Consider the following 16,527-nt stretch of genomic DNA (forward strand, 5'->3'; position numbering starts at 1 on the left):
ATTCAGTGGAATGCCTAGCCACAAAACTACTTAGCCGTGGCGACACGGTTAGCATTGAGCGTGGGCAGCTCGTCATTCAACCGGCGAGCGGCAAGCCCGTACCGGCTGAATGGCTGGATCAAAAAGCACTGGAGATTTGCCGATCGGTACTGGCGACAATTGGAGTCGATGCATTCAGGTACGAAGGCTATAGCGCGGGCCGGTACGGGGAGCACAAATCGGCCGGCGTGACCCTGCGCTTCACATCGGTGCTGACTGGCGAAACTGCATACGCCATTTTCAATGTGGACCTGACCCGCAAACGCACAACGGTAGGAGGCAAAGCTGGCGCACCTCTTCCGGCCGGTGAGTTCCGTGTCGGCCAGCGAAGCCAGTTTTACAAGTTCTGGCAGGGCACTGGTCTACCAATGCCCGAGCGGATGCAGCGGTTTCACAAATGCATGGGAAAGCTGTCCAGCGTCTTGCTGGCTGGCGAGGTGAAAAAGGATCGGCTTAATGTGCAGTCACTCCAACCTGTGACCATCACTGCAGACCAAGCGCGCATGGCTGTCCTAGGGCACAACTAAGGCACAACTAGGGCACAAGGAGGGCACAAGATCAGGGCACAAGGAAATGGCTACAGACCTTGAACCACAAGGGTTACAGCCAACTTCAACTGCGTGCGCTTCAAACTACGAAAACAAGTTAACAAGAAGGGACGATAATAAGACAGCTTCCATAACTGATTTACCTACCCCCAAGCCACCACAGGACCAGAGCGTGGATGAGTGGTTGGAAGCATACGGCTCCACCTGATCCACTTTGCTGAGAAGGCACCAACCGCAAGCAAATGAAAAAAGGGCACCACCCTGTTTCGGGGTAGTGCCCTTGATGCTGCGAAGGTTTGGTAGTTTGCCAGCCCTACTCCAGCACCACCGCGCGGTATTGCTGATCGCCGCCCAGGTCATCCGAGCCGAACAGAGCCTGATTGACGGCCTTCCTACTCTCAAGCAGACGGTCATGCTCATCGTGAGTGCCAATGTCCGCCGCAACCCACTCAGGGAGCTCCTTACGCCGCCGCAACTCGCTTAGGTGTGTCCACCACCGGCTAGCGTGACGGCGCTCTGCCAGGATTAGCTCCATCACCAAGGTTCGCTGGTTCTCGGTGAAGAAAGGCAAGTCTACGGCGTTAGAGCCGTACACCTCAGTGCCTACCGCCCCCTCCCCTTCAGATTCGGACTTATCTTGGCCTTTCAGGGCGTTACTGATATTTTGGTAAAGTTGCATGACGTCTACCTTCAAGTTTCGTCGTGTGATCGCCAGGCCGCTGTTAGCGCAGCGGCTTGGCACCTCTTCTGCGATGGCCCAAATCTGGACCATCGATTCGATCAGCTAATTTCTCAGCCGATCGACATACGGGATTCCCCCGTATCTACTGCTTACCCTTCTCGCTGATCCAGCCCGCCGCCCAGCTCAAGGGGTCTTTCGACTCCATCGGCTTGAGTGGCTTACCGTCGCGCGCCGCCTGCTTGCCTTCCTCCTCTGTTTCGCCGTGAATCCATACTGTCGTTTGCCTAAATCCAGCCTCGCGCTGACGATCCTTGTAAATCCTTTGGCGATCGGCCGCAGATAGAGGGCCTTTCGGTTCGTCTTTCCTCACAATAACCTCCGTTAGCAGTCACGATCGAGCAATAATGCGCCACCGTTAGCAGTCACGCAATAGCGGAGTACAAATAAATTTCAGACTTCAATGGCCGCCTATCTTCGGACTGAGCCATGATCAGCGAAGGTCGATCCACGGTTCTGATTTCCAACGAGGGCTAGCAATGTCAGACGAAGAGCAAATCATGGAAGAGCGCTTTGACAGATGGGTCAAGGTGTCAATTGGAATGGCGAGATTCGAGCCACACCTTGTAAGCCTTGTGCAAGATATGGGGCAGTTAGATGCAGACTTGTGCTCCGTAGATGCGAGTTTCGTCAGAGCGTGTCCGGACGAGCAAAATGCTCTTTACGACCATCACTCGATCCAATCGCATAAGACGCATTCCTACCTGTGGGTTTTGGGGGCCTATGAGATCCTTCGTACTCTGGCGCAGCGGGTAAGGGAGGGGCAAAGCGATGATCCTCACGATGTCGGCGCCCGGATCAACGCCGCGAGAGACCGATTCGCCCGCGTTCGGATACCTCTGGCCAAATTTGAGGCGTCTGGGAGGCACAAGGCAACAGACAACCACATCGCCTATCCCGGACTTGACCTCAAATATGGGATCGCCTGGCAGCTAAACGAGAGCGAAGTGATTTCGAGGCAGGAACTCTCTGATGTTTTTTTAGAGGCCCTTGAGTTCGTCCGTGCGTCGAAGCTGGTTAGGCAAGCGCAACCTTGATCCGGACTGAGATTCGGTTATGGGGACCAAACTTTCGGAGCATCTACCGGAATCCCGGTAGTTTCGCGAGAAAGTCGTAAAAGGGCTGGGTTCCCCACCATCGGTGGAAAACCCCAACTCCCTGCATTGGAGGAAGTTACAGCCACATCTGCCTGATCACCTGGCGCGGATCGGCGCCGGCGGATATCGCTGAGATTGCGTCCTTGGTGAGCTGATACAGCGCCTGCTGCTCGAAAGCATCGGCGAATTATGCGGCTTTGCGCGCGATCAACAGGGCCAGCTCCGGCGGGAATGTGGACTTGGCAGGGTCTGGCAAGTAATCGCAATTGATGATCGATATACGGGGCCCCGGGAGATATCCTGAGATTTGAGGATATCGCCAAATGCAGGCAAAGGCCCTGCGAAATCTCGTTTCCATAGGGAAATATCTCGACTTGTGAGGTTTAGTCCATAACTGTGAAATCTTTGATGCACTCAACTTTGAGCACATCTGTTGACATTGAAATCACGATTCGAGCTATCTTTTGGTCACCGTCGCAAAGTTAAGGAAGGATCTTATGCTGTTCTGGGAATGGGAACGCTTAGAGTCGTATGTAGAAAATAACTTTTTCAAAATATCCGATCCAGGGAAGCTCTTGGCTCCGGTTCGCAGCGTAAAAATCTGGCGAGACCATAACCTTCGCCTTTTTATGGAGACAAAATCTGCGGAGCACCTGAAAAACAGAGAACAAGAATATCCGCCTGGCACGGTACGCGTGAATGAAGATGTGGTGGAATTTATCAGCCTTGGAGGGGGAACCGCTCGCGCATATGGAGTAGATATTAGGAATACGAAGAGCCATTCAAATAACCAGCACGGTACGCATGAAACAACTCAGACCTCTTCGCTGCATAATTTTGAGACCGTAACATCTCGAAGCGGTACTGTGAGCTACATTTTTGATTGGGTAGCTAATATTGATAAGGGATATTACATTTGGCCAGACATCGCAAAAGATTCAATGCAGGAGATATCAACCCGGACCTTCGGGTACGGCGATGAAACTGTCACTCTGACGGCCACCTCCACGGATGAAAGCGGTTCAAGAAATTGCTTGGATCTCAACATAGGAGGATTTCGGGTGATACTAGGCTCCACTAAGCCTGAAGCCGGAAGAGAAAATGTTAAGCCGGGGTATATTCTTTATATAGGAGATCCAGATGAGGAGACCAGAAAGAGAATTCGAGATAGCTTGTCCTTTGCACTTGGATTCCCCATCGTTTATTTGGGGTGCGCAAAATATAGCGAAAAACAGGAACTGCTCAGGTTCAAGGCAATAAACGCCTACTCTATGGATGGTAGGGCCTTTAACGTCGCTGTAATGCCTCCAGCACCAATCTCCACGCCAGCGGGAAGCAATATGCTCGACAAGGGAAAACTTGAAAAAGTAGCGAGCTCTTTTTTTGCTAATTATAATAACTACAGCCTAAGTTCTCTCAACTGGGTTTATTGGCACGCCGTGACAGCGCCAGCACACATGGCTGCGGCATATTTTGGGGCAATTATCGAAACGATTCAAAAAAAATATATCGACGGAGAGGGAGCAAAATTCAATAATCTTATTATTCCCAAGCGCGAATACCACGCCCTAAAAAAAGCTGTATTCGAGGCCATTAAGGATTGCGACTTAACACCAGAAACTAGAAAGGTTTTTCATGACAAGATTAGCAATGGAAATACAATATCTCTAAAAGTCAGATCTCAACGATTCTTTGAACATATAAGCTTAAGCATGGGAGACGCGGAAGTGAACGCATGGCAACGGCGCAACGACGCAGCTCACGGTAACGAGTTAGTAGACGGGGATTACATCTCCCTCATAAAGGATACTAAATTACTAAAGCTCATTCTTCACAGAATTGTTCTAAAGATTACGGGCGCCAGCAATGAATATTATGATTACTATTCATTAAATTTTCCGATTAGGAGCATTCAGTCTGGCGTAACGGAGTGAGACGATCTGGTCTCACTGAGTGTGGAAAGCAACACAGGGGATGGTCAACATCACCATGCCTTTGCTGCAAGGCCCGAGATGGTGCCCTTTCCCTCTCCCTTCGAGACAGACCAAATGAGCCGACTCGGATCGTTTCGTCTGTTGACGACCGGCGCACGCAAGAGACGCCGTTGAGCTCAATACGAGGAGAGCGACTCCCCCATCGCTGCCTCCTTAAACCAAAGTAGCAATCATCACTTTCTAGCTTGATTTGCCACAACGGGTGTGGCTATTTGCAATCATACCCACATGGATGAATGCCCAATGGCGAACAAACGGAAGATTGCTTATGCACACCACCTGCCAGGGTGGAAATTTGAGGGCGGCAACCGAGAAGTCTTGAAAGCAAGCAGACGTGTGGCACCGGATGAATATGAAGAGGAAATGAGAGGCGCCTTGTATTGCCCCGGATGCTTCACCAACGTCGAGCGTACCCCCAAAGAAAAAGACTTGTTTACGAACCAGCGTGACCCTTTTTATCGCCACCTGAGGCGGTGGAGCCACGTAGCCTGCGTACTTAGAGCGAAGAAGCCCGTAGGCAAGCGTTACGACACATGGGAGGAAGCGAGGCGGGCCGTCGAACACGAGCACCTGGCGGTCGTGAAGGAGTTCTTGCAAGAGAAACCAGAAATCGACTTGGTTCCGGGCGAAGAGTACGACGAAACCCCTGTCGAGGATGTAGACGGGCCGTTATCTGAAGTACCAATAGGCCGGCATCAGGGCGAATCGTTTGAGCTCCCCAGCAAAATCAGCACAGTGGCGGGCATATGCCGAAGCTTTGAGAAGAACAAAGACAAGTACTTTGTTTTGCCCGGTGCAATACATGCGGTCAAGCTCGCAGAGCTGCTCACAGAAATATCCGACGTCGATTACAGTATTTTGGATCGCCCTCAATCCCCTCGTCTTTATTACGGGAAGATTCTCTCCAGTCACAATGCAGGTAGCTCCGATCACTCAATACGAATGACCAGGCTGATTTGCAATCCTGCAGTGAAAGACTTTTATTTGAAGCTTCCCAACGGCTTTTGCCGAGATAAGGGGATTACCAACGATTCTAAAGGCCGCATAGTGATGTTTTTCGGGACAATCACGAGTAGCGGCATTGGTCTAGCAACGACAGGCCTCGTATGGGGTGAAATCGCGTTGGTGCCCAAAAAGTACAACGAACTACTCATGCCTGAGTAAACCCAGCTAGCGCAGCCTGACAGCAGGCCGGAACAGGCACACGACACGGTGATCCACCACTGGTGGAAGATGCGTCCAAAGCTGGACGCATCAAATCCGCGCCACGTTTTCACATCTCGCAAAACGTGGCGCGGAACCTGGCATACCAAAATGGGAGGCCAGGTTGTTGTACGGAAATAGGACTTCAAAGCAGCCACTTCCCCGCTACTCCCTCCCACCTTTTACGACCTCCTCGTAAAACCCACCATCCTCCGACGCGCTCCAGTAATTACGCGATGCCAGGCTGAGGGTTATCAACTGAGCTGAAAACTCAGCCCTGTATCACTTAGCCTACCTCCGACTTACTGCAACGAAAATCCCCTTCTCGATTCGCTGCAAACCAACTATTTCAGTCCCATTTAATCCGGTTGCGTGTATCACCTAGAGTGCACCTAAAAAGCACTGGATAAATGATCAGATCATGCCTAATGTGAGTTTTTGAGCCACTCAAAACCCATTCGAGGCAGCACCCATGAACACAGCTAAGCCCGCCCGAGGACGCCAGCACAAACCAACTCGATCTGAAGTTGCCGCTGCCTGGGGCCGCCTTCGCGAAGCCGCAGCAGACGGAAGCGTTCAAGCATCCGCCCTGTTGATAGCGCTCGCCGAAAACAAACCGGTCATCGCTATGGAATCGCCCGCCGCATGACTGATCGCGATAAAGCCGGCAAATGGAAGCCCGGACAGTCGGGTAACCCCGGCGGCCGCTCCGGCCAGACGCAAGAGCTGCGCGCCCGACTCGCGGAAGGTGCAGACGCCGTGACAAAGAAGGTTCTGACAGCAGCCAAGAAGGGCGATATGCAGGCTTGCCGACTGATCCTTGAGCGCCTGGTACCGCCAATCAAGCCAACTGCCGAGACAGTGTGCTTCGAACTCGACGACACCGACCTACCCAGCGCAGCCAAATCAATCCTTCGCGCAGTTGCCGCCGGCGAGCTACCGCCCGACCAGGGCAAAGCATTGATCGAAGGTCTAGGCGCTGTTGCCCGGGTAATCGAAGTTGCCGAGCTACAGAAGGCCGTCGAAGAACTCCGCGAACAAATGGAGGGAATGCGGCAATGAGCATTAAGTGGATGCGGGCCGAGCTCAAGCGAATTGCAGAGAAGATCGGCACCGAAGACGAAGAGACAGTACTCGTTATGTTAACGGTGGTGGACTGCAGGGTTGACGCGGTTGAGGAGGAGGAGATGGACTACCCCAAGACAGTAGGCCATTCGTTCAACTATCCCGTCCTAGGCGTACAGACGGTGATGCACTTCCCACTCTGCACCATGAACAGCTATGACGCGGCCAATCTAGCAGAGGCGTTCATTCTCCACGTCCGCGTAATTGAAAGCCTCCGCCGTCCCGCTCCAGTAGGTGTGATGGATATGCGGCCTTTCCCAAGCGCTAACGCTTGGATCTTCCCGCCATTGGCTGATGGGCAAGACATCAAAAATCACGTCGCAGAACAATACCGACTGATCATCGAGGCCCGCCATGAACATCCGTAGCCAGGTGGCCAAGTTGCGCCAGCAATCCGGTCTCACCCAGTTCAATCGCGACGTGCGAGAGATCAGCGCCCTTATGGATGAGTTGCACGCCGCAGCAACCGGCGGCGGCCCCCAAGAGAGCGTGTCCCTATTCGAGATCCTGAGCGAAGCCTCAGACCAACAAACGGCCGAACCACGGCCAGACAATCAAAAGGTAACCCAATGAAAATCGGCAAACGATCCGTCCTCAAAGTTGGCTTGGCCAACCTCCACTACTCCGAATACGAGCACTCCCAGGTAGAGGCAAGAACCTTCAATATTCAGCGCCCCGATGGCACCAAAGGAACCTGGCAGGCCGGTGGTTTGCTGAAGTCCGTTCGCCATTTGCAGGGATTGTCGCTGGAGGCGTTCAAGGACCTCGGAGAAGAAATTCTCTCGATTCGCGAGAACAAGGACCTCAACGCCGCTGCCATTGAGCGCAAGGGCAAAGAGCAGATTGATGGAATCATCCCCGCTCTGATGCCGGCGATGGAGAAGGCGGCAAAAGATATGCTCACGCTGGCCCAAACAGTGGCCAGCGGGTTTGCGGCGGTCACGCCTCGCGCTAGCTCGGACGTTGTTGGTTTCCTGGCTGATCAGGAGCTGCGAGCCATCGTGCGAGGCCTCAAGCCGGAAGAGCGTCAGCGGCTAGTAGCTGAAGCGCGCGCTGGTAGTCACCCCGACGTTGTAGAGGCCGTGCTCAGGGCAAACCCAATGCTCTCCGGGCTATCGCCAGAGGCGGCTGACAGCCTTTCGCGAGCAGGCATTGCCGCGTCGCGCGCCGAAGACATCGAAGGGCTCAAGCAGATGCTAGCGATCTACGATGACGTGCTGGCCACCGCCTCCAATGCTGGTGTCGCACTGAGCGGCATGGTTGCCAATTCGAATGGGTACACCGGCCGGTTTGAGAAGTGGCGATCGGGCTGCGAGGGCTCCGAAGCACTTCGCGAATGGCTAGCGAAAATGCCCACTCGCACCTCTGCAAAAGCGGCCCCTGATCAATCCGAAGCGGCCTAACTGATCATCCGTGCGCTACGAAAGTTTAGGTAGCGCCCATCAGCCGGCTGATTCTTTGAGTAAGAAGACATGACGTTTCAAGAGCGCTTTACCGAGGCGTGCAAAACGCAGAAATTCAAACCCTACGAACTGATCCAGGGGCCGGACGCCGGTTACACGGTGTGGGAGGTCCAGCACGTCAGTGGTGGCCAACAGGTGACAGTCGACGGCCCCTTCTTCACCGAAGAAGAGGCCAGGGTTTCGGCCGACCTGCTGAGGGGTACATTTCGCGGCGCCCGGGCCAGCGAGACGATTTACAACCGGGTGTGGAACTACGACCCGAGCCAGGAGCAACTGACCATCGACCAGGCGCGTATGTCGCGCGCAGTGCTCGCCATTCGCCTTGGGCTGCCAGCCCCTTCGACCAATCCTTAGGAGGCCCCATGGCCGCTACAGCATTCGATAACTCCCCTATGACTACCATCAAGCTCTACGGCCAGCTCCGACAGTTCGGTCGCTCCTACGACCTTGCCGTGCGGACGCCGGCGGAAGCGTTGAAAGCACTGTGCGTGCAGATTCCAGGTTTGGAACGCTTCATCTCAAATGCCAGGTCGCGTGGGTTGGTGTTCGCCGTTTTTCGAGGCAAGAAAAACATCGGGGAGAGCGAGCTCAACTACCAAGGCCAGGGCGACATCATCATCGCACCTGTGATCGTAGGCAGTAAGCGGGCAGGCATCTTGCAGACGATCATAGGGGCCGTACTGATCGTTATGAGTCCTTTCACAAATGGTGCAACTCTTGCGCCGGGTATCGCCTTGGCCGCCGGCGGCGTAATTCAAATGCTGAGCCCTCAAGCCCAGGGTTTGAAGTCCAGCGCCGCGCCCGAGAACACGCCTGGCTATGCTTTTGGTAGTGCGAAAAACACGGTGGCATCGGGCTTGCCGGTACCTCTCTGCATCGGCCACCGACGCTGGGGCGGCGCCATCATCAGCGCGGCTATTTATGCTGAGGATCGGGTATGACCGCCATCGAATATTCACCACGCACAACCATTCTGCTCAGTGGCTCACTGGCCAAAAAATATGGCCGTCGACATACCTATGCCCTGTCCGCTCACGGCGATACCAGGGAGGCGCTGAGGGCGATCGATGTGAATCACCCGGGCTTCCTGAGCGACATCGCGCGAGCAAGGTCTATCGGCCTGGAGTTCGCAATTTTCCGCAACAGAAAGAACGTGGGCGAATCCGAGTTGACTCTCGGCGGGGCCAGGGAAATAAGGGTGGTTCCAGTGATCACCGGGAGCAAGCGCGCCGGCATACTCCAGACCATCATAGGCATCGTGTTGATCGTGGCCAGCCCATTCACCAACGGCGCTACGCTTGCCCCAGGGATTGCTCTTGCTGCCGGTGGCGTTATCCAAATGCTCAGCCCCCAAGCGGGCGGCCTTAAGACCAGCGCCGCGCCGGAAAACACCCCCGGCTACGCTTTCGGCAGCGCCAAGAACACCACGGCATCCGGCAACCCGGTACCGCTCTGCTACGGCAAGCGGCGGGTAGGAGGCGCGATCATCAGTGCCGCGATCTACGCCGAAGACCAGATGTAGCCAGGCTGGTCTAAAGTCACCTATCAACCCACGAGGAAGAAATATGCACAGGATGCTGCTCGCCGCCGCTGCGGTCTTGATGGCCGGCTGTTCAAGCACACCGGTAGAGCCCGGTTCGGCCAAGCGTGTGCCAGCCGATCGGGTCTACGCCTATCAGGCCGCCGTTCCAGGTGGTGCTACGTTGGTGGTAAGCCGGGATAACGGGTTTTGGGCTTCGGGTGGCTGTATGGCGACCGTGCTAATTGACGGGAAAAAGGTCGCTCGCATCAACACTGGCGAAGTGGTGAAATTTCAGGTCAAGCCAGGCCGGCACATCATCGGAGTCGCTGGCGACGACGAGGGAAACGGCCTTTGCGCGATGCAGATCGGCCAGCCAGTCAAGGAGACGGCCTCAGAGGTGGCGGCGGGCGAGGTTCAAAAGTACCGAATCTCTGGCACGCAGAACGGCACGGATATTCGCCCAAGCTCGCTTTGACCCGCCACCGTGTCGAACGCAACAAAGTGTCTTGAAAGCTACACACTGTGGCGCTTTCACCACACCATCATCGACGGCTCTGATAGCAAGGCAAACTATCGCATCAGACCATGTATTTTTCCGCAAGACTGTCGAGTAGCGAACTCATTCTTTCAATGTATCCGTCTGCATCCGAAAGGTGCTTCTCAACCTCCGCATCGGACCTTTTCCCAATGTTAGCAAGGTTCCAAGTAGAGCTAGGTAGGGGTTTACTAATCTCAATCGCAAGATTATGGATCGAGCGTTCTAAATCGGACGCATGATCCTGCCACTCAGCACCCCGCTTGACCACTACCTTGTCGAGCAAAATACATTGATATTTAAATTTACTAAAAGCGTCACCTAGCGCCGTGCCGTCAATTTCTTCCGTAATCTCCTTCTTCGTCTTTCGACCTCTATCGAGCGCGTCTATTCGTTGAAGATAGACGCCGCCGGAAGCTTCAATTTGCCGTAAAGCTACTTGGGCATCCCAGATTACCCCGAGAGCTTTTCCATAAATTATTTGGTTCCGCCAAGCGCTTAGGCCGTGGAATGCAATCCCGCCGACAACGATGGCTGCAATGGCCTGTACCAACGAAGAGAAGGAGCCAATAAAGCTGAACGCCTTATCAGCGCCGCCAACGCTCAAATTTCCGAAAAAGACGCCTGTAGACAACACGAGAAGAGCAACCAGCGCGCAGTAAAATCCAACAGCATAAGGGTTTTTCATATCCGGAGTTTTCACCACGCAAAAGCTTGAGATCATAATGACATCAGGCGGGTATCACTAGAGTATGCCTATCCAGATACAGGCTTATTTTGCCTTTTCCGAGCTTTCCGCTTGATAAGGAACACCCAAAGTGCAACAGTATCAGTAGAACGCCCTAACTGATACAGGCACCCATCATGTTCATCCGCGCATACCTCAGAGCTTCCACCGAAGAACAAGACGCCGGCCGCGCCCGCGCCTCGCTCGAGCAGTTCGCCAGCGACCACAATAAGGTCATTGCAAGCGTGTACCTGGAGAATGCCAGCGGCGCCACCGCCGACCGACCTGAGCTGCTGCGCTTGCTGAAGGATGCCCGCAAGGGGGACGTATTGCTGGTGGAGTCGATAGACCGCCTCTCCCGCCTCCCGGTTGAGGACTGGCAAAAGCTCAAGGCCGCGATCGACTCCAAGGGCCTGCGCATCGTCGCGCTCGACCTTCCGACGAGCCACCAGGGGATGCAGGACACCAAAGGCGACGAGTTCACTGGCAGGATGCTGGGGGCGATCAACTCAATGCTGGTGGAGATGATGGCCGCCATCGCCCGCAAGGATTACGAGCAGCGCCGCGACCGGCAGGCCCAGGGCATCGAGAAGGCCAAGGCCGCAGGCAAATACCAGGGACGGCCGGTGGACGCCGATCTGCATAAGCGGGTCACCGAGCTGCTCAGTGCGGGCTTGGGCATTCGCGCGACGGCGCGACACGCCGGTTGCTCTACCACTACAGTGCTTAGGGTTCGAGACCTTACCGCAATTGCAAAGTAGCGATCGGCCAGCTTAATGTGTCGAGCATATTTTACTGCCCGTGAGAAAAGGAAATTCAGTGGCTGACTACATCGACAAAAGCATCATATGCCAAGCCTATATCCACATTGATCCAGTGCCAGAGGGTCTGGATGAGGAGGCACTGAAGGCACAATTGGAGGCTTTCCTAGGCGTACGGGCTGAGTTTTTTCTCTATAAAGAGGTTGGGACGGAGGTTGAACTCAAGGAGGGATCATTAAAAATCTATTTGACGATCCTTGGTAGCCTCTATGTCGGGATTTCCCAATACCCTGATTTCCGACAGGGGGTGGAACTCCTTGCCTCTGATTCTAAGCGCGTCTCCGAATACGCCATTTCCGAGAGCTTATTTCTCTCAAAATCCCGTCATGATTGCGTGCTGCGAACTGAGGCCAGAACCGGTGTGTGTGGCACGCTGAAAAAGATCGTCGATGAGATTGACTACATCAAACGAGAATCTGGATCGGCTGATCCAAGTCGGCTGATAGCTCGAATGGAAGCGCTGAACAAGGACATTTTCACGTTCAAGGACAACGTTACTGATCGAGAAGACAAGGCGTGGGTGTTTCCGCAATTGAAACAATACGCGGATGAACAGCTGCCTAAGCGTGCGGTGCCGAAGAAGGATGAGATCGTGAGCGCGGAGATTGGGAGTGCTTACATTCGTGAGCGTAGGCTTCTTATGCGCTCGATGAGCCTGCAGCAGTAACCCGCGATAACAGATTAAAAAGGCCTGTAATAATGCCTAGTGCTGCCACCTTGCTGTCACAGCCACTTTTCAAGAATGTTAAAAGCGGCTGTAAGCCTTGATTTATATGGTGTCCCAGGGCCGGTTCGAACGGCCAACCTTCCCCTTAGGAGGGGGATGCTCTATCCAATTGAGCTACTGGGACAAATGACAGCCATCAGGCCAAGGGCACCGCGACGGACGGCGTGCATGTTAACGGCCAAGGTGGGTTTTGTCATGTCGTCCGTGGGCTTTTTAAGTGTAGGCCGAGCCTTGCCCGAGCAATTGCGGTTTCGCCCCGCGAATACGGGCAACTGGCCTGATCGTGCAAAATGCAATCACCCAAAATGCCATCATTGCAAATTGCAATCCTTCACCTCCTCAAAGTAAACTCAAGCCATTGATTTTATTGAATTAATACATTGGCACGACACCTGCAACAGTTCTCCTGCAAACCCCATCCAGCCAAGGCATTAAACGGAGAACATGACCATGAACAGTGCCATTCTGTTAGCTCTCAACACCGTCGCCCTGGCTGCACTGGTGATGTTCCACTTTCAATCGACTGGCAGCAACGACCCCGCCCAGATCAGCCAGCAGGCAGTCCCCCACCACTTGCAACAACGTCCGCAACTGGCCGTGATGACACCGAATGCACAAGCGCCAGTACGCCTGACTCAAGGCACCCACGCCGCGCCAGCATCTCAACACTGGTTTTTTTAAGGACGCTGATCATGAGCAAATTTGCCTGGCTGTTCCTGAGCCTGACCATCGCCACTGGCCTTATGGGCCTGAGTGCAAGCTCCCAGGATGGGCAAACCAGCGCATTCGTCGCCGCCGGCGTTTTCGCAGGCCTGCTTCTGTTGACGCTCGTCGTGGGTCGCCGAATCAAATTTGACCCGGTTTTACGCTGACCCCTCCCTTCCCTGCGCTGCCCTCCCCCTACCTTATGTCGCCTCGTCCTAGTAAATCGGCAAATTGCCACTAGTCTTAAAACTAAGGGCAAAAGGCCACTTTGCTATAGGATGTGCGACCTCAAACCCTGTGGTGGCCTGGACTTACGGGAAGTTCCCTCGTGGAATCACTCATGGAAAAGTTTTCCAACCAGTCCGCAAAAATGCAAATGAGTGCTGGCATAAAGCCTCTAGGCAGTTCAATATTTGTCACAGAATTGACGCCAAGGAACTGGCAAATCTGAGGCATGATGCGGCCTCTTTGCAATTCGGGTTGAACTTTGGTCGTGAGTCTTGTCTTAACACTCATCTTGCGGCCAATTCCAATAACCGCTCCCCTGAACTAACCGGTTAAATATATGCGCCCATTGAAACAGGCAATTTATTCCAGCCGTACGGCTGACAAGTTCGTCGTACGTCTGCCAGACGGAATGCGGGAACGCATTGCCGAGGTGGCTCGCAATCATCACCGCAGCATGAACTCCGAAATCATCGCGCGCCTGGAGCAGAGCCTTATTCAGGAAGGTGCGCTGGGTGAAGAACTGAGCATGCGCCTGGACAGCCCCGAGCTGTCGCTGCACGAACGCGAACTGCTGCAGCGTTTTCGTCAGCTCTCCCACCGCCAGCAAAATGCCCTCGTCTCGCTTATCGCGCACGACGTAGAGGCGGCCGCAGAAGCCAATTGATCCGCCACTGAAAGCCGAAGCCAGCCCTGTGCTGGCTTTTTTTTGCCTGGGATTCACAGGGCTCGGCATTCTTATCACGTAGCAGAGGGCGCCCGCCCGAGACAGATCAGAGCAGGAAGATCGTCGCCAAACCGAGGAAGATGAAGAAGCCACCACTGTCGGTCATGGCCGTGATCATCACGCTGGCGCCCATGGCCGGGTCGCGCCCAAGGCGTGCCAGGGTCATGGGGATCAGCACCCCCATCAGGGCCGCCAGCAGCAGGTTGAGGGTCATGGCAGCGGTCATCACCACCCCCAGGGACCAACTGCCGTACAGCAAGTAGGCCACCACGCCAATCACCCCCCCCCACACCAGGCCGTTGATCAGGCCCACGGCCAACTCCTTGCGCAGCAGGCGCGAAGAGTTGGCGGTACTGACCTGGTCCAGCGCCATGGCGCGTACGATCATGGTGATGGTCTGGTTGCCCGAGTTACCACCAATGCCTGCCACAATCGGCATCAACGCTGCCAAGGCCACCAGCTTCTCGATGGAACCTTCGAACAGCCCGATCACACGGGAGGCGATAAACGCGGTAATCAGGTTAACGGCCAGCCAGGCCCAGCGGTTATGCAGGGAACGCCAGACTGACGCAAAAATATCTTCCTCTTCACGCAAACCCGCCATGTTGAGGACTTCGGTTTCACTCTCTTCACGAATCAAGTCGACGATTTCGTCGATGGTCAGACGGCCGATCAGCTTGCCGTTCTTGTCGACCACCGGGGCAGAGATCAAGTCGTAACGCTCAAAGGCCTGCGCTGCGTCGTAGGCATCCTCATCGGGGTGAAAGCTCACGGTATCGCTGGCCATCAGGTCAGCAACCTTTTTCTCCGGATCGTTGACCAACAGGCGCTTGATCGGCAGCACGCCCTTGAGAATGCCTTCATAGTCGACCACGAACAGTTTGTCGGTATGACTCGGCAGCTCTTTCAGCCGGCGCAGGTAACGCAAGACCACTTCCAGGCTGACGTCTTCGCGGATGGTGACCATCTCGAAGTCCATCAGTGCGCCGACCTGATCCTCGTCATAGGATAACGCGGAGCGCACGCGCTCACGCTGCTGGCCGTCAAGGGCCTCCATCAACTCATGGACAACATCACGCGGCAACTCTGGAGCCAGGTCGGCCAGTTCGTCAGCGTCCATCTCCCTGGCGGCCGCCAGGAGCTCGTGATCGTCCATGTCGGCGATCAGGGTTTCACGGACCGAGTCGGATACTTCGAGCAGGATATCGCCGTCGCGGTCGGCCTTGACCAACTGCCAGAGGGTCAGTCGATCATCCAGGGGCAAGGCTTCGAGAATGTAGGCAACGTCGGCGGAGTGCAGGTCATCGAGCTTGCGTTGCAACTCGACGAGGTTCTGGCGGTGGACCAGGTTTTCGACGAGGTCGTTATTCGGACCATCCTGGCGGTGCGTGAAATCTTCGACCACGCGCTGGCGCTGCAGCAGCTCGATGACTTGAGCCAGGCGATCCTGCAGACTTTCTTGTGTTTTCTTTACTTCTACTTCGGTCATAGGCGAACTCCACTCCCAGCAGCGGGGCACGCCGGAAGGATCAATCAGTCAATTCATGATTGGTAAAACGGGGTACTGAGTAACTACTGGGTAAGTCCATGGAGGTATTCCATAAGCCCCGGCGGGGCTGACGGGCGCAATGATACACCGTGCGTCCGGTTTTAACGTCAAAAAACTGGAAAGAACAAGCGCTTGCGAGCCAAAGTTGAGTATTGGCCACACCTATTCAACTGCGACGCCATCACCGGAATGGAAAACACATAAGGAAGGAGAAAAAGATAAGGATCCACACAAACCCCAGACGGCAAAAAGCCCGCACTAGGCGGGCTTTTTGTTTGTATGGTGCACTCGACAGGATTCGAACCTGTGACCGCTCGGTTCGTAGCCGAGTACTCTATCCAGCTGAGCTACGAGTGCATATTGTGTTTTTAGACCAGATCACAACTGGTTGAAGCCGAGCTACCTGCATTGCTGCAACTAACTCTTAAATGGTGCACTCGACAGGATTCGAACCTGTGACCGCTCGGTTCGTAGCCGAGTACTCTATCCAGCTGAGCTACGAGTGCATATATTGAAGCGCATTATAGGCCGTTCAATCTCTATGTAAAGCTATTTTTTCGTTTAATTTCAACAACTTAACGAAAAAACCAGATTGCAACGTACTAAGCAAATAATGGCGGAGAACGGGGGATTCGAACCCCCGACACCCTTTTGAGGTGTACTCCCTTAGCAGGGGAGCGCCTTCGGCCACTCGGCCAGCTCTCCGCAACACGGGGCGTATATTAACCACGTTCATCCCCGTTTGCAAACATAAAAAACGATAAAAATTAAAGGCTTGGTT

21 protein-coding genes and 4 tRNA genes are annotated in these 16,527 nt (G+C 54.4%); 17 read left to right on the top strand and 8 right to left on the bottom strand.

Features of this window, described 5'->3' with window-relative positions; genetic code table 11:
• The first annotated feature begins 5 nt into the window (after positions 1-5).
• Positions 6-566 carry a hypothetical protein gene (locus tag BLQ09_RS29165; RefSeq protein WP_256569349.1) on the top strand — a complete coding sequence of 187 codons (561 nt, stop codon included), beginning with the start codon at positions 6-8 and terminating at the stop codon, positions 564-566.
• A 334-nt stretch (positions 567-900) separates the two neighbouring features.
• Here BLQ09_RS29165 and BLQ09_RS31725 read toward each other — a convergent pair whose 3' ends face one another.
• Together BLQ09_RS31725 and BLQ09_RS29175 are read right to left on the bottom strand one after the other, a co-directional pair.
• Complete coding sequence (locus BLQ09_RS31725) at positions 901-1,266, bottom strand: hypothetical protein (RefSeq protein WP_256569350.1); 366 nt, start codon at positions 1,264-1,266, stop codon at positions 901-903.
• A gap of 145 nt (positions 1,267-1,411) precedes the next feature.
• Complete coding sequence (locus tag BLQ09_RS29175) at positions 1,412-1,639, bottom strand: hypothetical protein (RefSeq protein ID WP_092359515.1); 228 nt, start codon at positions 1,637-1,639, stop codon at positions 1,412-1,414.
• A 166-nt stretch (positions 1,640-1,805) separates the two neighbouring features.
• Here BLQ09_RS29175 and BLQ09_RS29180 point away from each other — a divergent pair, with 166 nt between their 5' ends.
• The 11 genes from BLQ09_RS29180 (at position 1,806) to BLQ09_RS29235 (ending at position 10,205) form a co-directional block, all read left to right on the top strand.
• A complete protein-coding gene (locus BLQ09_RS29180) occupies positions 1,806-2,363 on the top strand; it encodes a hypothetical protein (protein ID WP_092359517.1) in 558 nt (185 codons plus the stop codon).
• Between the two features lie 557 nt (positions 2,364-2,920).
• Positions 2,921-4,357, top strand: coding sequence for a HEPN domain-containing protein (locus BLQ09_RS29190; protein ID WP_092359519.1), 1,437 nt, complete (start codon positions 2,921-2,923; stop codon positions 4,355-4,357).
• Between the two features lie 303 nt (positions 4,358-4,660).
• On the top strand, positions 4,661-5,581 hold the full coding sequence (locus tag BLQ09_RS29195) for a hypothetical protein (protein WP_092359521.1): 921 nt from the start codon (positions 4,661-4,663) through the stop codon (positions 5,579-5,581).
• A gap of 684 nt (positions 5,582-6,265) precedes the next feature.
• The gene (locus BLQ09_RS29200) at positions 6,266-6,682 is read left to right on the top strand and encodes a DUF5681 domain-containing protein (RefSeq protein WP_017138405.1); all 417 of its coding nucleotides are present in this window, start codon (positions 6,266-6,268) and stop codon (positions 6,680-6,682) included.
• Positions 6,679-7,113 carry a hypothetical protein gene (locus tag BLQ09_RS29205; RefSeq protein WP_092359523.1) on the top strand — a complete coding sequence of 145 codons (435 nt, stop codon included), beginning with the start codon at positions 6,679-6,681 and terminating at the stop codon, positions 7,111-7,113. Before BLQ09_RS29200 ends, BLQ09_RS29205 begins: the two co-directional genes overlap by 4 nt.
• Entirely contained in the window at positions 7,100-7,318 is a 219-nt protein-coding gene (locus tag BLQ09_RS29210; protein WP_092359525.1) for a hypothetical protein, read from the top strand. Before BLQ09_RS29205 ends, BLQ09_RS29210 begins: the two co-directional genes overlap by 14 nt.
• Positions 7,315-8,148 carry a hypothetical protein gene (locus BLQ09_RS29215; protein WP_092359527.1) on the top strand — a complete coding sequence of 278 codons (834 nt, stop codon included), beginning with the start codon at positions 7,315-7,317 and terminating at the stop codon, positions 8,146-8,148. The genes BLQ09_RS29210 and BLQ09_RS29215 overlap by 4 nt, the downstream gene beginning before the upstream one ends.
• A 69-nt stretch (positions 8,149-8,217) precedes the next feature.
• Entirely contained in the window at positions 8,218-8,562 is a 345-nt protein-coding gene (locus tag BLQ09_RS29220; protein ID WP_092359529.1) for a hypothetical protein, read from the top strand.
• Positions 8,563-8,570: 8 nt separating this feature from the next.
• Complete coding sequence (locus BLQ09_RS29225; protein ID WP_092359531.1) at positions 8,571-9,149, top strand: tail assembly protein; 579 nt, start codon at positions 8,571-8,573, stop codon at positions 9,147-9,149.
• A complete protein-coding gene (locus BLQ09_RS29230; protein WP_092359533.1) occupies positions 9,146-9,730 on the top strand; it encodes a tail assembly protein in 585 nt (194 codons plus the stop codon). Before BLQ09_RS29225 ends, BLQ09_RS29230 begins: the two co-directional genes overlap by 4 nt.
• A 43-nt stretch (positions 9,731-9,773) precedes the next feature.
• Positions 9,774-10,205, top strand: coding sequence for a hypothetical protein (locus BLQ09_RS29235; RefSeq protein WP_092359535.1), 432 nt, complete (start codon positions 9,774-9,776; stop codon positions 10,203-10,205).
• A gap of 103 nt (positions 10,206-10,308) precedes the next feature.
• Here BLQ09_RS29235 and BLQ09_RS29240 read toward each other — a convergent pair whose 3' ends face one another.
• Positions 10,309-10,953 (bottom strand): hypothetical protein, encoded by a 645-nt coding sequence (locus BLQ09_RS29240; protein WP_139202145.1) that lies wholly within the window; start codon positions 10,951-10,953, stop codon positions 10,309-10,311.
• Between the two features lie 176 nt (positions 10,954-11,129).
• Between BLQ09_RS29240 and BLQ09_RS29245 the strand changes: the two genes are divergently transcribed.
• The gene (locus tag BLQ09_RS29245; RefSeq protein WP_092359539.1) at positions 11,130-11,753 is read left to right on the top strand and encodes a recombinase family protein; all 624 of its coding nucleotides are present in this window, start codon (positions 11,130-11,132) and stop codon (positions 11,751-11,753) included.
• Positions 11,754-11,811: 58 nt separating this feature from the next.
• The gene (locus BLQ09_RS29250) at positions 11,812-12,480 is read left to right on the top strand and encodes a hypothetical protein (protein WP_092359541.1); all 669 of its coding nucleotides are present in this window, start codon (positions 11,812-11,814) and stop codon (positions 12,478-12,480) included.
• A gap of 107 nt (positions 12,481-12,587) precedes the next feature.
• Here BLQ09_RS29250 and BLQ09_RS29255 read toward each other — a convergent pair.
• A tRNA-Arg gene (locus BLQ09_RS29255) sits at positions 12,588-12,664 on the bottom strand.
• 326 nt (positions 12,665-12,990) lie between these two features.
• Between BLQ09_RS29255 and BLQ09_RS29260 the strand changes: the two genes are divergently transcribed.
• The 3 genes from BLQ09_RS29260 (at position 12,991) to BLQ09_RS29270 (ending at position 14,137) form a co-directional block, all read left to right on the top strand.
• Positions 12,991-13,221 (top strand): hypothetical protein, encoded by a 231-nt coding sequence (locus tag BLQ09_RS29260; protein WP_092359543.1) that lies wholly within the window; start codon positions 12,991-12,993, stop codon positions 13,219-13,221.
• Between the two features lie 11 nt (positions 13,222-13,232).
• Positions 13,233-13,412 (top strand): PA3371 family protein, encoded by a 180-nt coding sequence (locus BLQ09_RS29265; protein ID WP_027607777.1) that lies wholly within the window; start codon positions 13,233-13,235, stop codon positions 13,410-13,412.
• Positions 13,413-13,810: 398 nt separating this feature from the next.
• Positions 13,811-14,137, top strand: coding sequence for an Arc family DNA-binding protein (locus BLQ09_RS29270; RefSeq protein ID WP_003193592.1), 327 nt, complete (start codon positions 13,811-13,813; stop codon positions 14,135-14,137).
• Between the two features lie 106 nt (positions 14,138-14,243).
• Here the strand turns inward: BLQ09_RS29270 and mgtE are convergent, their stop codons facing one another.
• The 4 genes from mgtE to BLQ09_RS29290 form a co-directional block, all read right to left on the bottom strand.
• On the bottom strand, positions 14,244-15,686 hold the full coding sequence (gene mgtE, locus BLQ09_RS29275) for a magnesium transporter (RefSeq protein WP_065926188.1): 1,443 nt from the start codon (positions 15,684-15,686) through the stop codon (positions 14,244-14,246).
• Between the two features lie 340 nt (positions 15,687-16,026).
• Positions 16,027-16,103, bottom strand: a tRNA-Arg gene (locus BLQ09_RS29280).
• Between the two features lie 72 nt (positions 16,104-16,175).
• A tRNA-Arg gene (locus tag BLQ09_RS29285) sits at positions 16,176-16,252 on the bottom strand.
• 108 nt (positions 16,253-16,360) lie between these two features.
• A tRNA-Ser gene (locus BLQ09_RS29290) sits at positions 16,361-16,451 on the bottom strand.
• Positions 16,452-16,527 lie beyond the last annotated feature (76 nt).

This window comes from Pseudomonas sp. NFACC25 (assembly GCF_900100935.1).
Classification (GTDB): Bacteria; Pseudomonadota; Gammaproteobacteria; order Pseudomonadales; family Pseudomonadaceae; genus Aquipseudomonas; species Aquipseudomonas marginalis.

Coding starts and splice junctions, on each gene's coding strand:
- BLQ09_RS31725 (WP_256569350.1), bottom strand. CDS start 1,266: ATGCAACTTTACCAAAATATCAGTAACGCCCTGAAAGGCCAAGATAAG.
- BLQ09_RS29180 (WP_092359517.1), top strand. CDS start 1,806: ATGTCAGACGAAGAGCAAATCATGGAAGAGCGCTTTGACAGATGGGTC.
- BLQ09_RS29190 (WP_092359519.1), top strand. CDS start 2,921: ATGCTGTTCTGGGAATGGGAACGCTTAGAGTCGTATGTAGAAAATAAC.
- BLQ09_RS29195 (WP_092359521.1), top strand. CDS start 4,661: ATGGCGAACAAACGGAAGATTGCTTATGCACACCACCTGCCAGGGTGG.
- BLQ09_RS29200 (WP_017138405.1), top strand. CDS start 6,266: ATGACTGATCGCGATAAAGCCGGCAAATGGAAGCCCGGACAGTCGGGT.
- BLQ09_RS29205 (WP_092359523.1), top strand. CDS start 6,679: ATGAGCATTAAGTGGATGCGGGCCGAGCTCAAGCGAATTGCAGAGAAG.
- BLQ09_RS29210 (WP_092359525.1), top strand. CDS start 7,100: ATGAACATCCGTAGCCAGGTGGCCAAGTTGCGCCAGCAATCCGGTCTC.
- BLQ09_RS29215 (WP_092359527.1), top strand. CDS start 7,315: ATGAAAATCGGCAAACGATCCGTCCTCAAAGTTGGCTTGGCCAACCTC.
- BLQ09_RS29220 (WP_092359529.1), top strand. CDS start 8,218: ATGACGTTTCAAGAGCGCTTTACCGAGGCGTGCAAAACGCAGAAATTC.
- BLQ09_RS29225 (WP_092359531.1), top strand. CDS start 8,571: ATGGCCGCTACAGCATTCGATAACTCCCCTATGACTACCATCAAGCTC.
- BLQ09_RS29230 (WP_092359533.1), top strand. CDS start 9,146: ATGACCGCCATCGAATATTCACCACGCACAACCATTCTGCTCAGTGGC.
- BLQ09_RS29235 (WP_092359535.1), top strand. CDS start 9,774: ATGCACAGGATGCTGCTCGCCGCCGCTGCGGTCTTGATGGCCGGCTGT.
- BLQ09_RS29240 (WP_139202145.1), bottom strand. CDS start 10,953: ATGAAAAACCCTTATGCTGTTGGATTTTACTGCGCGCTGGTTGCTCTT.
- BLQ09_RS29245 (WP_092359539.1), top strand. CDS start 11,130: ATGTTCATCCGCGCATACCTCAGAGCTTCCACCGAAGAACAAGACGCC.
- BLQ09_RS29260 (WP_092359543.1), top strand. CDS start 12,991: ATGAACAGTGCCATTCTGTTAGCTCTCAACACCGTCGCCCTGGCTGCA.
- BLQ09_RS29265 (WP_027607777.1), top strand. CDS start 13,233: ATGAGCAAATTTGCCTGGCTGTTCCTGAGCCTGACCATCGCCACTGGC.
- BLQ09_RS29270 (WP_003193592.1), top strand. CDS start 13,811: ATGCGCCCATTGAAACAGGCAATTTATTCCAGCCGTACGGCTGACAAG.
- mgtE (WP_065926188.1), bottom strand. CDS start 15,686: ATGACCGAAGTAGAAGTAAAGAAAACACAAGAAAGTCTGCAGGATCGC.